This is a genomic window from Geodermatophilus sp. SYSU D01180 (assembly GCF_054050415.1).
On record NZ_JBJGZH010000001.1, the window covers coordinates 119,641 to 133,310 of the forward strand.

The following is a 13,670-nucleotide window of genomic DNA, read 5'->3' on the forward strand; positions in this document are numbered from 1 at the left end:
ACACGCTCACCCCTCCGCGGGGGCGGCGAGGACGACGTCGACGGTGAGCGGGCCCTCACCGGCGACGACGGTCAGCGAGGCGATCCGCCCGGCCGACACCAGGTCGTCCCGCGCGGCCTCCACCTGCGGCACCTGCGCCTCCGGAGCCGTCACGGTCGCGGACTCGACGTCGGCCCGCATCGACTGCTTGGCCTCCGACTTGGCCTTGCGGACCGCGGCCAGCGCCTCGGCGGCCACCTCCACGACCGCCGGGTCCCCGCCGCCGGGCAGCTCGCCGGCGGCCGGCCAGGAGGCGCGGTGCACCGAGCCGGCCTGCCACCAGGACCAGACCTCCTCGGTGACGAACGGCAGCACCGGCGCGAACAGCCGAAGCTGCACCGACAGCGCGAGGGCCAGCGTGGCCTGGGCGGAGCGGGCGGCGTCGTCCGAGCCGTAGGCGCGGGACTTCACCAGCTCCACGTAGTCGTCGCAGAACGACCAGAAGAACGCCTCGGACACCTCGAGCGCCCGGGTGTAGTTGTAGGCCTCCATCGCCGCGGTCGCCTCGTCGACGACGTCGGCCAGCCGCCGCAGCAGCCCGAGGTCGATCGGCTCGGTGACCTGCCCGGCGGAGAGGTCCGCGGTGACGCCGAGCCCCAGCACGAACTTGCCGACGTTGAGGATCTTCATGGCCAGCCGGCGGCCGACCTTCATCTGCGCCTCGTCGAACGGCGAGTCCGCGCCCGGCCGGGCGCCGGCGGCGCGCCAGCGGACGGCGTCGGTGCCGTAGCGCTCGAGCACGTCGATCGGCGTGACGACGTTGCCCTTGGACTTCGACATCTTCTTGCGGTCGGGGTCGACGACGAACCCGGAGATGGTGGCGTGCGTCCACGGCACCGCGCCGAACTCGAAGTGCGAGCGCACGACGGTGGAGAACAGCCAGGTGCGGATGATGTCGTGCGCCTGCGGCCGCTGGTCCATCGGGAAGACGTGCGCGAACAGCTCCGGGTCGGTGTCCCAGCCCGAGGCCACCTGCGGCGACAGCGACGACGTCGCCCAGGTGTCCATGACGTCGGGGTCGGCCATGAACCCGCCGGGGACGCCGCGCTGCGACTCGTCGAAGCCCGGCGGCACGTCCGAGGACGGGTCGACCGGCAGCGACGCCTCGTCGGCCAGGATCGGCTCGTCGTACACGGGGTCGCCGGAGGGGTCGAGCCGGTACCAGACCGGGAACGGGACGCCGAAGAACCGCTGCCGGCTGATCAGCCAGTCGCCGTTGAGGCCCTCGACCCAGTTCTCGTAGCGGTGCCGCATGTGCTCGGGCACCCAGGTGATCTCCCGGCCGCGGGCGATCAGGGCGTCCCGCAGCTCGGGCGAGCGCCCGCCGTTGCGGATGTACCACTGCCGCGTGGTGACGATCTCCAGCGGCCGGTCGCCCTTCTCGAAGAACTTGACCGGGTGCGTGATCGCCTTCGGCTCGCCGTGCAGGTCGCCGGACTCGCGCAGCATCTCCACGATCCGCTGCTGGGCACTGAACGGCGTCTTGCCGGCCAGCTCGGCGTAGACGTCGGCGGGCACGCCGTCCGGGGCGTCGGCGACGAAGCGGCCGTCCCAGCCGACCACCGCGCGGGTGGGCAGCTGCAGCTCGCGCCACCAGGTGACGTCGTTGAGGTCGCCGAAGGTGCAGATCATCGCGATGCCCGAGCCCTTGTCCGGCTCGGCCAGGCGGTGGGCGACCACCGGCACCTCGACGTCGAACAGCGGCGTGCGCACCGTCCGCCCGAACAGCGACCGGTAGCGCTCGTCGTCGGGGTGGGCGACCAGCGCGACGCACGCGGGCAGCAGCTCCGGCCGGGTGGTCTCGATGAAGACCGGGCCGTCGGCGGAGTGGAACGAGACCCGGTGGTAGGCGCCGGGGCGCTCGCGGTCCTCGAGCTCGGCCTGGGCGACGGCGGTGCGGAAGCTGACGTCCCAGAGGGTCGGCGCCTCCTGCGCGTAGGCCTCACCGCGGGCCAGGTTGTGCAGGAACATCCGCTGCGCGGTGGCCCGCGAGGTCTCCGAGATGGTCCGGTAGACGTTCGACCAGTCCACCGACAGCCCGACCCGGCGCCACAGCTGCTCGTAGGCGTGCTCGTCCTCCTCCGTCAGCTGCATGCACAGCTCGACGAAGTTGCGCCGGCTGATCGGCACCTGGTCCTTGCCGGGCTCGGCCGGCGGGGTGAAGCCCGGGTCGTAGGGGAGCGAGGGGTCGCAGCGGACGCCGTAGTAGTTCTGCACCCGCCGCTCGGTCGGCAGCCCGTTGTCGTCCCAGCCCATCGGGTAGAAGACGTGCTTGCCGCGCATCCGCTGGTAGCGGGCGACGATGTCGGTGTGGGTGTAGCTGAACACGTGCCCCACGTGCAGCGACCCGCTGGCGGTCGGCGGCGGGGTGTCGATCGAGTACACCTGCTCGCGCGGCGCGGCGAGGGCGGCGGCGCGGTCGAAGGCGTAGGTGTCCTGCTCGCCCCAGCGGGCGACCCAGGTGTCCTCGAGTCCGTCGAGGCTCGGCTTCTCGGGTACCCCGGCCCCGGCTCCCGGGGTGGTGCTGACCGGGGGAAGGGGATCGGCGACCATGCCCCCATCCTAGGAAGTGCGCGGCTGGCATCCTGGGGAGGATGAGCAGCAGTCCCGAGGCCGAGCTGGCCCGCGTCGAGAAGGAGCTGCTGGCGCGCTGGCCGGAGACCCGGCTGGAGCCCTCGCTGGGCCGCATCGCCGCCCTGGTCGACCTGCTGGGCAGCCCGCACCGGGCCTACCCGGTCGTGCAGGTCGCCGGCACCAACGGCAAGACGACGACGTCGCGGATGGTCGACGAGCTGCTGCGCGGCTTCGGCCTGCGGGTGGGCCGGTTCACCAGCCCGCACCTGCAGTCGGTGCGCGAGCGGATCGTGCTGGACGGCGAGCCGGTGAGCGCCGAGCGGTTCGTGGAGACCCACGACGACATCGCGCCCTACGTGCAGATGGTCGACGCCGCCGGCGAGCACCGGATGAGCTTCTTCGAGGTGATGGTCGGCATGGCGTACGCGCTGTTCGCCGAGGCGCCGGTCGACGTCGCGGTGATCGAGGTCGGCATGGGCGGCACGTGGGACGCCACCAACGTCGCCGACGCGCGGGTCGCCGTCGTCACGCCGGTGGCGCTGGACCACGCCGAGTACCTCGGTCCCGACGTCGCCACGATCGCCGGCGAGAAGGCCGGGATCATCAAGGCCGACGCGATCGCCGTCCTCGCCCACCAGCAGCCCGGCGCGCTGGACGCGCTGGTCCGCCGCGCGGTCGAGGTGGAGGCCGTGGTGGCGCGCGAGGGCACCGAGTTCGGCGTGCTGGACCGGCGGGTCGCCGTCGGCGGGCAGCAGCTGCGGCTGCAGGGCCTGGGCGGGGAGTACGACGACGTCTACCTCCCGCTGTTCGGCGCGCACCAGGCGCAGAACGCGGCCACCGCGCTGGCCGCCGTCGAGGCGTTCCTCGGCGCCGGCGCGGCCACCGGGACCGTCGACGTCGAGACGGTGCGCGCGGCCTTCGCCGCCGTCCGCTCGCCCGGCCGGCTCGAGCGGGTGCGCAGCAGCCCGACGGTGCTGGTCGACGCCGCGCACAACCCCGCCGGGATGGCCGCGACCGTCGAGGCGATCCGGGAGTCCTTCGACTTCACCCGGCTGGTCGGGGTGGTCGGCGCGGTGCACGGCAAGGACGTCGAGGGGATGCTGCGCGAGTTGGAGACCGTCTGCGCCGAGCTGGTGGTGACGCAGAACAGCTCGCCGCGGGCGATCCCCGCCGACGAGCTCGGCGCGCTCGCCGTCGACGTGTTCGGCGCCGACCGGGTGAGCGTCTCCCCGCGGCTGCCCGAGGCGCTCACCGAGGCGATCGAGCTGGCCGAGGCCGGTCCCGACGACGCCCTCGGCGGCTCGGGCGTGCTGGTCACCGGCAGCGTGATCACCGCCGGCGAGGCCCGCACGGTCCTGGGTGGCCGGCCGTGACCGCGCCCGACCCGGTCCGGGCCGCGAGGGCGCTGCGCGGGGCGGCCGCCGCCGTGCTGCTGCTCGAGGGCATCGCGGTGCTGTTCGTCCCGCGGGCGATCGCGCAGACCGAGGCCGGCCTCGGCGCCACCCGGCTGACGATCCTGCTCGTGCTCGCCGTCGTCCTCGTGCTGGCCAGCGGCGTCCAGCGGCGGCCGCGCGGGCTGGAGATCGGCACCGCGCTGCAGGTCCCGCTGCTGCTCACCGGGCTCATCGACTCGTCGATGTGGTTCGTCGGCGGCGTGTTCCTGCTGATCTGGCTGTACCTGCTGCAGATCCGCAAGGAGCTGCTCGGCTCGCCGTTCCGCGAGCCGGCAGCTCCCTCCGGGGACGACGCCCCGCCCGCCTGATCAGGCCGCGTCGGCCCGCCCGTCCAGCCGCCGCCGCAGCTCGGCGACGTCGGCGCCGGCGCGGGTCAGCGCCGCGGACACCGCGGGGTCGCCGACCCCGAGCACCCCGGCGAGCAGGTGCCGTCCGTCGATGACCCGGTCGCCGCGCGCGACCGCCGCGCGCAGCGCCTCCTGCAGCGCCGTGCGGCTGCCGCGGGCGAAGCGCAGGTGCCCCCGCCGGCGGCCCCGGGACCCGCGGTCGAGCGCACCCGGGCCGAACGCCGCCTCGGCGGCCGCCCGCACCCGGTCCAGGTCGATGCCGAGCGCGGCCAGCGCCTCCGCGTCGAGCGCGCCGGCCCCGGCGGAGGGCAGGCCCGCGCGGAGGTCGGTCACGTGCACGCCCGCGGCGGCCAGCAGCGGGGCGGCGGGGCCGGGCGCGGCGGCGAGGGCGACCAGCAGGTGCACCGGGTCGACGCTGTCCGACCCGGCGGTGCGGGCCTCCTCCTGCGCCAGGACCACGACCGTGCGTGCCTCGGCGGCGAACCGTTCGAACACCTCAGGACTCCTTCCACGTCGTCCCGGCGGACCGGGCGTGCTTCTTGTGCACCGCCTGCCGCGTGACGCCGAGCGCGTCGGCGACCTGCTGCCACGACCAGCCGCGCCGGCGGGCGGCGGAGACCTGCAGGGCCTCCAGCCGGTCGGCCAGGTCCCGCAGCGCGCGGACCCCGCGCAGGCCGACGGCGGGGTCGTCGCTGGTGGCGGCGGTGAGCGTCTCGTCCGCGGCCCGGCCGGTCATGGTGTCAACTGTGGTTGACGGGACCGGGGATGTCAACCCCGGTTGACAGACGGCGACCCGTAGGCTGCCGTCCCGTGACTGATCGCACCCTGGTCCTCGTCAAGCCCGACGGCGTCGCCCGCGGCCTGGTCGGAGAGGTCGTCTCGCGGCTGGAGGCCAAGGGCCTGCGCCTGGTCGCCGCCGAGCTGCGCACCCTGACCCGCGAGGTCGCCGAGGAGCACTACGGCGAGCACCGCGAGAAGCCGTTCTTCGGCTCGCTGGTCGAGTTCATCACCGGCGGCCCGCTGCTCGCCCTCGTCGTCGAGGGTCCGCGCGCGGTCGAGGCGTTCCGCGCGCTGGCTGGCGCCACCGACCCGGTGAAGGCCGCGCCCGGCACCATCCGCGGCGACTTCGCCCTCGAAGTGCAGTCGAACATCGTCCACGGCTCGGACTCCGACGAGTCCGCCGCCCGCGAGATCGGGCTGTTCTTCCCGGACCTGAAGGCGTAATCGGCTCGACCCGGCCCCGGGGGCCGGGGGCAGCATGGGGGACGTGGTGGAGTCGCTGGTCCGGGCGCGGGGCCTGGTGAAGCGCTTCGGGGAGCACACCGCCGTCGACGGCATCGACGTCGACATCGCGCCCGGGGAGGCCTTCGGCTTCCTCGGGCCCAACGGCGCCGGCAAGAGCACCACCATGCGGATGGTCGGCGCCGTGTCGCCGCCGACGGCGGGGGAGCTGCGGATCCTCGGCATGGACCCCGCCGTCGACGGCCCGGCGATCCGCGCGCGCCTCGGCGTCGTCCCGCAGACCGACAACCTCGACCTCGAGCTCACCGTCGAGGAGAACCTGCTGGTCTACGGCCGGTACTTCGGGCTGCCGCGGGCGCTCGTGCGGGAGCGGGCCGCCGAGCTGCTGGACTTCGTGCAGCTCACCGACCGGGCGCGGGACCGGGTCGAGCCGCTGTCGGGCGGGATGAAGCGGCGGGTCACCATCGCCCGCGCGCTGGTCAACGACCCCGACGTCGTGCTGCTCGACGAGCCCACCACCGGGCTGGACCCGCAGGCCCGGCACGTGCTCTGGGAGCGGCTGTACCGGCTCAAGCAGCGCGGGGTCACCCTCGTGCTCACCACCCACTACATGGACGAGGCCGAGCAGCTGTGCGACCGGCTGGTGGTCATGGACCGCGGCCGGATCGCCGCCGAGGGCTCCCCGGCGCAGCTGATCGCCACCTGGTCCACCCGCGAGGTGTGCGAGCTCCGGTTCTCCCTCACCGAGGGCGGCGGCGGGCCGGCCGCGCACGCCGACGCGCTGGCGCCGCTGGTCCACCGCGGCGCCGTCGAGCGGGTCGAGGTGCTGCCCGACCGGCTGCTGCTCTACACCGCCGACGGCGACGCCGCGCTGACCGAGGTGCTCGCGCTCGGGCTGCGGCCGCTGTCGTCACTGGTCCGGCGCAGCTCGCTGGAGGACGTCTTCCTGCGGCTCACCGGCCGGACGCTGGTCGACTGACGTGGTGCCGTCCCCGGCCGCCCGCTCCTTCCTCGCCCAGCGGCTCACCGCCCACCGGCACTTCTGGCGCAGCAGCGCGATCGGCAGCGTGCTGGAGCCGGTGCTCTTCCTCGCCGCGATGGGCCTGACGCTCGGCACCCTCGTCGACCGCGGGCCCGGCGTCCCCGGCGGGGTGGGCTACCTGGCCTTCCTCGCGCCGGGGCTGCTGGTGGCCGCGGCGATGCAGACGGCGACCGGCGAGTCGACCTACCCGGTGCTCGGGGCGCTCAAGTGGGACCGGCTCTACGAGGCGGTGCTCGCCACCCCCGCCCGCCCGGCCGACGTCCTCACCGGCCACCTGCTCTACGTCGCCTTCCGCGTGACGACGTCGGCCGCGGCGTTCCTGGTCGTGCTCGTGGCCTTCGGCGCCGCGGAGAGCCCGCTGGTGGTGCTCGCGCTGCCGGTCGCGCTGCTCACCGGCCTGGCCTTCGCCGCGCCGGTGACGGCCATGGCCGCCCGGCTGGAGGAGGACGCCGCCTTCGCCGCGCTGCAGCGGTTCCTCATCGTGCCGATGTTCCTGTTCAGCGGGACGTTCTTCCCGGTGACGCAGCTGCCGGCGGTGCTGGAGTGGTTCGCGTACGCCACCCCGCTGTGGCACGGCGTCGCGCTGGCCCGCGACCTCGCCCTCGGGACGGCGGAGGCGGGGTCCGCGCTGCTGCACCTCGGCTACCTGGCGCTGTGGGTCGCCGCCGGCACGTGGCTGGCCGCCCGGGCGCTGCAGCGGCGGCTGGTCCGGTGACCGGCGTCCCCGCGCCGGTGCGCCCGGCGTCGCTGCTGCTGCGGGTCGTGCCGCTGTACCCGCTGTCCGCGCGGCGGGCCGGGCAGCTGGTGTACCGGAACCTGCTGGTGGCCCGGCGCAGCTGGCTGGTGTTCGTCTCCGGGTTCGCCGAGCCGTTCTTCTACCTGTTCTCGATCGGCGTCGGCATCGGCGGGCTGGTCGGCGACGTCGTCACCGACACCGGCACCGCGCTGACCTACCAGGAGTTCGTCGCCCCGGCGCTGCTCGCCTCGGCCGCGATGAACGGCGCCGTCTACGACGCCGTCTTCAACCTGTTCTTCAAGCTGCGCTACGCCAAGCTCTACGACGCCGTCCTCGCCACCCCGGTCTCGGCCGCCGACGCCGCGGTGGGGGAGACGGTGTGGGCGCTGCTGCGCGGCGCCGTCTACTCCACCGCGTTCCTGCTGGTCATGCTCGCGATGGGCCTGGTCGGCTCGTGGTGGGCGCTGCTCGCCCTGCCCGCGGCGGTGCTCATCGGCTTCGCCTTCGCCGCCGTCGGGCTGGCCGCGAGCACCTTCCTGCGTGGCTGGCAGGACTTCGAGTTCGTGCAGGTCGTGATCCTGCCGCTGTTCCTGTTCTCCACGACCTTCTACCCCCTGTCGACCTACCCGCGGCCGCTGCAGGTCGTCGTCGAGTGCACGCCGCTCTACCACGGCATCGAGCTGGTCCGCGGGCTGGTGACCGGCGACGTCCGGTGGGGGCTGCTGGTCTCGGTCGCCTACCTCGCCGTGCTGGGCGTGGCGGGTCTCGCGGTGGGCGCCCGCCGGCTGGAGGGCCTGCTGCTGCGCTGAGGGTCAGGCCACGCCGAGCAGGGGGCGGCCGGCGCGGACCAGCCGCTCGACGGTGTCGGCCGGCACCGGGGAGCCGAACAGGTGGCCCTGCGCGGCGTCGCAGCCCAGCGACCGCAGCGCGGCCAGCTGCGCGGGCTGCTCGACGCCCTCGGCCACCACCTGCAGGCCCAGGCTGTTGCCCAGCGCGATGACCGCGTCCGCGACCGACCCGGCCGCGGCGCCGGCGGCCAGCAGCGCCACCGACGACGGGTCGATCTTCAGCCGGTCCAGCGGCAGGTCCTGCAGCCGGGACAGCGACGACGCGCCGGTGCCGAAGTCGTCGATGGCCACGTGCACGCCCAGCGCCCGCACCTCGCGGATCCCGGCCGCGGCGTCGGGACCGGCGGCGACGGCCTCGGGGACCTCGATCTCCAGCCGGCCGGGGTCGACGCCGGCGTCCCGGGCGGCCGCGGCGATGCTGACGGCGAGGTCGCCGGTGGCCAGCCGGCGCGGGGAGACGTTGACCGCCACCCGCAGCGGCGGCAGGCCGGCGTCGTCCCACGCGCGCAGCTGGGCGCAGGCCTGGCCGATCACCCAGTCGTCGATCGCGTCGATGACGCCGCTGGCCTCGGCGACCGGGATGAAGCCGGCCGGCTCCACCAGCCCGCGGGTGTGCGACTGCCAGCGGGCCAGCGCCTCCACGCCGGTGACCGCGCCGCTGCGCAGGTCCACCTGCGGCTGGTAGAGCACCCGCAGCTCGCCGGAGCCGACGGCGGCCCGCAGGTCGCGGACCAGCTCGTCCTGCGCGGCGACCTCCTCGCGCATGCCGCGCTCGAACACGCGCACCCGGTTCTTGCCGCCGGACTTGGCCACGTACATGGCGAGGTCGGCGTCGCGGAGCAGGTCGTCCATGCCGCGCCGGTCGGCGGCGTCGGTGAACGTCACGCCGACGCTGCCGCCGACGGTGAACTCCTCGCCGCCCCAGCCGACCGGCCGGCGCAGCGCGCCCAGCAGCCGCTCGGCCACGGTGACGACGTCGCGGCGGCCCTCGACGTCCTCCATGAGCACCACGAACTCGTCGCCGCCGAGGCGGGCCACGGTGTCGGCCGGCCGCACGGAGGCCTCCAGCCGGCGGGCGACGGCGACGAGCACGGCGTCCCCCGCCTCGTGCCCGGCGACGTCGTTGACCGCCTTGAAGTCGTCGAGGTCCAGCAGCAGGACCGCGTGCCGGCGGGCGCGGCGGTCGGCGAGGGCGTGCTCGAGCCGGTCCTGCATGAGCGCCCGGTTGGCCAGGCCCGTGAGCGGGTCGTGCAGCGCCATCCGGGCCAGCTCGCCGGCCTGCCGCTCGAGCTGGCGGGCGGCGGCGCGGGCCTCGGCCTCGTCGCGCTTGCGGCCGGTGATGTCCCGGGTGATCCCGGCGATGCCGGTGGGGGTGCCGTCCTCGTCGCGGATGAGGGAGAAGGTGACCAGGGCGTCGAAGGCCGAGCCGTCCTTCCGGCGGTGGCGCCGCTCGTGGCTGCCGGGCGGCAGCCGCGTGAGGTCCGTCGGGAGCGGGGCGCCGGCGGACAGCATCGACGCGTGCCGGCCCAGCGCCTCCGCGGCGGTCCAGCCGTAGAGCCGCTCCGCGCCCGGGTTCCAGCTGGTGATCCGGCCGTCGGGGGTCGTCGTCACGACGGCGTCGTCGGTGGTCTGGACGACGGCGGCCAGCCGGGCCAGCTCGTCGCGCTGGGCGCGCAGCTCGGCGGTGCGCTCGGCGACCAGCTGCTCGACGCGCTCGCGCCGGTCGTCGAACCGCCGCCAGGCCACCAGGCACGCCCAGCTCTCCAGCAGCACCAGCGCCGCGTGCAGGGCGGCCATCGGCAGCGCCGACACGGAGTGCCCGAACACCGCGTGCGGCCACAGCGTGCCCACCACCAGGTGGTGGACGGCGACGAACCCGACCGCGAGCAGGAACGGCGCCCGCGCGGCGTAGAGCGCGGCGAGCGGGAGCAGCGCGAAGAACAGGAAGTGCGCCTCGGTGGCGCCGCCGGACAGCCACACGCCCAGGGCCGCGGCGGTCATCAGCCCGAGGGCGGCGGCCGCGGCGCGGGTGTTGCGGCCCAGCGCCGGCGCCCAGGCCAGCGCGGTCAGCAGGGCCAGCGGCGCGGCGTGCAGGACCGCGGAGACGACGCCGCTCCCGCGGACCAGCGCGTACACCGGGACCGCGGCGAGCAGGGCCAGCAGCGTCCGGAGCACGAGCAGGTGGTGGGCGGCCCACTGCTCGGCGGGCATCGCGCGGCCCCTCGGCAGCGGCGCCACGAACCGGCCGGAGGGTCGGGTGGGGGAGACGCCGTCGGCGTCGCGCAGTGCACCGGTGCTCCCGGCCGGCGGGACCATGCTCCTCCTCGGAGGCCGTCCTGCTGGTCACCGTCAGTTTAGTCGCGATCACGCTACGCCGCCGGTCGAGAACCGGGACGGGAGCGCCGGGGGAGCCGTCTACCCTGGACGGGTCATGAGCGGAGAGAGCCTCTACCCCCGTCTCGAGCCCCTGCTGGCCCAGGTGCAGAAGCCCATCCAGTACGTGGGCGGTGAGCTGAACGCCCAGGTCAAGGCCTGGGACGACGTCGCCGTGCACTGGGCGCTGATGTACCCGGACGCCTACGAGGTGGGGCTGCCCAACCAGGGCCTCATGATCCTGTACGAGGTGCTCAACGAGCGCCCCGACGCCCTCGCCGAGCGCACCTATGCCGTCTGGCCCGACCTGGCTGCCCTCATGCGCGAGCACGGCGTCGGCCAGTTCACCGTCGACGCGCACCGCCCGGTGCGCGACTTCGACGTCCTCGGGGTCAGCTTCGCCACCGAGCTCGGCTACACGAACCTGCTCGAGGCCCTCGACCTCGCCGGGGTCCCGCTGCACGCCGTCGACCGCGACGAGACGCACCCGGTCGTCGTCGCCGGCGGGCACGCCGCGTTCAACCCCGAGCCGATCGCCGACTTCGTCGACTGCGCCGTCCTCGGCGACGGCGAGCAGGTCGTCGGCGACGTCACCGATGTCGTCAAGGCGTGGAAGGAGCAGGGCCGCCCGGGCGGGCGCGAGGAGCTGCTGGCCCGGCTGGCCCGTGTCGACGGCGTCTACGTGCCGCGCTTCTACGCCGTCTCCTACCGCCCCGACGGCGCCATCGCCGCGGTGACCCGCACCCGCGACGACGTCCCGGCCCGGGTCGGCAAGCGCACCGTCATGGACCTCGACGAGTGGCCCTACCCGAAGACGCCGCTGGTGCCGTTGGCCGAGAGCGTGCACGAGCGGATGAGCGTCGAGATCTTCCGCGGCTGCACCCGCGGCTGCCGGTTCTGCCAGGCCGGGATGATCACCCGCCCGGTGCGCGAGCGGACGATCACCGGCATCGGCTCGATGGTCGACCAGGGGCTGCGCGCGACCGGCTACGAGGAGGTCGGGCTGCTGTCGCTGTCCAGCGCCGACCACTCCGAGATCGGCCAGGTCGCCAAGGAGCTCGCCGACCGCTACGAGGGCACCAACACCGGGCTGTCGCTGCCGAGCACGCGCGTGGACGCCTTCAACGTCACCCTCGCCAACGAGCTGTCCCGCAACGGCCGCCGGTCGGGGCTGACGTTCGCGCCCGAGGGCGGCAGCGAGCGCATCCGCCGGGTGATCAACAAGACCGTGTCCAAGGAGGACCTGGTCGCCACGGTCACCACCGCCTACGCCAACGGCTGGCAGCAGGTGAAGCTCTACTTCATGTGCGGGCTCCCCACGGAGACCGACGAGGACGTCCTGGAGATCGCCGAGCTGGCCGTGGAGGTCATCCGCGCCGGCCGGGAGGCCAGCGGCCGCAAGGACATCCGCTGCACGGTGTCCATCGGCGGGTTCGTGCCCAAGCCGCACACGCCGTTCCAGTGGGCCGGGCAGGCGAGCGCGGAGACCATCGACCACCGCCTGCGGGTCCTGCGGCAGGCCATCAACGCCGACCGCCGGATCGGCCGCTCCATCGGCCTGCGCTACCACGACGGCAAGCCCGGCGTGATCGAGGGCCTGCTGTCCCGCGGCGACCGCCGGGTCGGCCGGGTGATCGAGCGGGTGTGGCGCGACGGCGGCCGGTTCGACGGCTGGAGCGAGCACTTCTCCTTCGAGCGCTGGACCGCCGCGGCCGCCGCGGAGCTCCCTCCGCTCGGCGTGGACCTGGACTGGTTCACCACCCGCGAGCGCACCCAGGACGAGGTCCTGCCCTGGGACCACCTGGACTCCGGGCTGGACAAGGAGTGGCTCTGGGACGACTGGCAGGACGCGCTGTCGGAGGAGGAGGTCGCCGACTGCCGGTGGACCCCCTGCTACGACTGCGGCGTCTGCCCGACCAACGGCACCGAGATCCAGATCGGTCCCACCGGGCGCAGCCTGCTGCCGCTCACCGTCGTCGGCCGCTGACCGTGGCCCGCACCCCGGAGGGCCCGCCCCCGCCGCCGACCGTCCAGCGCCTGCGGCTGCGCTACGCCAAGCGCGGCCCGCTGCGCTTCGCCTCCCACCGCGACCTCGCCCGCGCGCTGGAGCGGGCGCTGCGCCGCGCGCGGGTGCCGATGGCCTACTCCGCCGGCTTCACCCCGCACCCGAAGATCAGCTACGTGGGCGCGGCGCCGACCGGGGCGGCCAGCGAGGCCGAGTACCTGGAGATCGGCCTGGCCGAGCGGCGCGACCCCGAGGAGGTCCGGGCCGCGCTGGACGCGTCGCTGCCCCCGGGCATCGACGTCCTCGAGTGCGTGGAGGCCGCCGAGGGCGGCGGCTCGCTGGCCGACCGGATCGACGCCGCGCGGTGGCGGATCGAGCTGTCCGGCGTCGAGCCCGGGACCCTCGCCGCGGCCGTCGACGCCTTCCTCGCCCGGGAGGAGGTGCTCGTCGCCAAGCGCACCAAGAACGGCCTCCGCGACGTCGATGCGCGAGGCCCCGTGGCCTCCGCGTCCGCGGGCGGGGAGGCAGGTTGTGCCATACTGCACCTGGTTGTCCGGCAGGTGACGCCCGCCGTTCGACCCGACGACGTGGTGGCCGCTCTCGCCGCCGTCGCCGACCTGCGCCCGCCGTCGCCCCCCCGGGCCGTGCGTGAGGCGCAGGGCCGGCTCGACGACAGCGGGACCGTGGCCGATCCGCTCGGTCCCGACCGAGCGGCGCGCACCCGCTGCCAGGGGGAGCACGCCGCCGTCTGACCGGGCGACCCGGGAGCCACCGCGACGTCGCGCGACACGGCTGCCAGACGTGCCGCCCCGGACCGGCACCACCCGAGACCATCGGTACCACCGCTCCACCAGCAGTCCGGCCCCGGCCGCGGCGACCGCCGCGCGGGACCGACCACAGACTTCGCGAGCCGGGCTCGCCGCCGCACCCGAGCGGCCACCCGGCCCGCCCAACCCGTGCTCCTGCGCGGCCGCCCGTCCCCGGTGGGGGGACCGGCGCCCGGGAGCACC

The 13,670-nt window shown here is 75.1% G+C and carries 12 protein-coding genes; 8 read left to right on the plus strand and 4 right to left on the minus strand.

From position 1 onward, the window contains the following. Window positions 1-6: 6 nt before the first annotated feature. On the minus strand, window positions 7-2,592 hold the full coding sequence (gene valS, locus ACI8AA_RS00590) for a valine--tRNA ligase (protein ID WP_457042578.1): 2,586 nt from the start codon (window positions 2,590-2,592) through the stop codon (window positions 7-9). A 41-nt stretch (window positions 2,593-2,633) separates the two neighbouring features. On the opposite strand from valS, the gene folC reads away from it, so the two are divergent. Together folC and ACI8AA_RS00600 are read left to right on the plus strand one after the other, a co-directional pair. After that, window positions 2,634-3,986, plus strand: a complete 1,353-nt coding sequence (folC, locus tag ACI8AA_RS00595; protein ID WP_457042579.1) for a bifunctional tetrahydrofolate synthase/dihydrofolate synthase — start codon at window positions 2,634-2,636, stop codon at window positions 3,984-3,986. Continuing rightward, a complete protein-coding gene (locus ACI8AA_RS00600; RefSeq protein WP_457042580.1) occupies window positions 3,983-4,375 on the plus strand; it encodes a DUF4233 domain-containing protein in 393 nt (130 codons plus the stop codon). Before folC ends, ACI8AA_RS00600 begins: the two co-directional genes overlap by 4 nt. Here ACI8AA_RS00600 and ACI8AA_RS00605 read toward each other — a convergent pair whose 3' ends face one another. Both ACI8AA_RS00605 and ACI8AA_RS00610 read right to left on the minus strand, forming a co-directional pair. Next, entirely contained in the window at window positions 4,376-4,909 is a 534-nt protein-coding gene (locus ACI8AA_RS00605) for a Clp protease N-terminal domain-containing protein (RefSeq protein ID WP_457042581.1), read from the minus strand. A 1-nt stretch (window position 4,910) separates the two neighbouring features. Beyond that, on the minus strand, window positions 4,911-5,150 hold the full coding sequence (locus tag ACI8AA_RS00610) for a helix-turn-helix domain-containing protein (protein WP_457042582.1): 240 nt from the start codon (window positions 5,148-5,150) through the stop codon (window positions 4,911-4,913). A 74-nt stretch (window positions 5,151-5,224) separates the two neighbouring features. On the opposite strand from ACI8AA_RS00610, the gene ndk reads away from it, so the two are divergent. From ndk to ACI8AA_RS00630, 4 genes are read left to right on the plus strand one after another with little or no spacing between them, the layout of a single operon-like run. Next, window positions 5,225-5,638, plus strand: a complete 414-nt coding sequence (ndk, locus tag ACI8AA_RS00615) for a nucleoside-diphosphate kinase (protein ID WP_457042583.1) — start codon at window positions 5,225-5,227, stop codon at window positions 5,636-5,638. A 43-nt stretch (window positions 5,639-5,681) separates the two neighbouring features. Next, window positions 5,682-6,635, plus strand: a complete 954-nt coding sequence (locus ACI8AA_RS00620; RefSeq protein ID WP_457042584.1) for an ABC transporter ATP-binding protein — start codon at window positions 5,682-5,684, stop codon at window positions 6,633-6,635. Window positions 6,636-6,639: 4 nt separating this feature from the next. Next, the gene (locus tag ACI8AA_RS00625; protein WP_457042585.1) at window positions 6,640-7,413 is read left to right on the plus strand and encodes an ABC transporter permease; all 774 of its coding nucleotides are present in this window, start codon (window positions 6,640-6,642) and stop codon (window positions 7,411-7,413) included. After that, window positions 7,410-8,243 (plus strand): ABC transporter permease, encoded by an 834-nt coding sequence (locus ACI8AA_RS00630; RefSeq protein WP_457042586.1) that lies wholly within the window; start codon window positions 7,410-7,412, stop codon window positions 8,241-8,243. Before ACI8AA_RS00625 ends, ACI8AA_RS00630 begins: the two co-directional genes overlap by 4 nt. A gap of 3 nt (window positions 8,244-8,246) precedes the next feature. Here ACI8AA_RS00630 and ACI8AA_RS00635 read toward each other — a convergent pair whose 3' ends face one another. Next, window positions 8,247-10,598 carry a putative bifunctional diguanylate cyclase/phosphodiesterase gene (locus ACI8AA_RS00635; protein ID WP_457042587.1) on the minus strand — a complete coding sequence of 784 codons (2,352 nt, stop codon included), beginning with the start codon at window positions 10,596-10,598 and terminating at the stop codon, window positions 8,247-8,249. 115 nt (window positions 10,599-10,713) lie between these two features. On the opposite strand from ACI8AA_RS00635, the gene ACI8AA_RS00640 reads away from it, so the two are divergent. Both ACI8AA_RS00640 and ACI8AA_RS00645 read left to right on the plus strand, forming a co-directional pair. Beyond that, window positions 10,714-12,642, plus strand: a complete 1,929-nt coding sequence (locus ACI8AA_RS00640; protein WP_457042588.1) for a TIGR03960 family B12-binding radical SAM protein — start codon at window positions 10,714-10,716, stop codon at window positions 12,640-12,642. A gap of 2 nt (window positions 12,643-12,644) precedes the next feature. Beyond that, the gene (locus ACI8AA_RS00645; protein WP_457042589.1) at window positions 12,645-13,412 is read left to right on the plus strand and encodes a TIGR03936 family radical SAM-associated protein; all 768 of its coding nucleotides are present in this window, start codon (window positions 12,645-12,647) and stop codon (window positions 13,410-13,412) included. The last annotated feature ends 258 nt before the right edge of the window (window positions 13,413-13,670 follow it).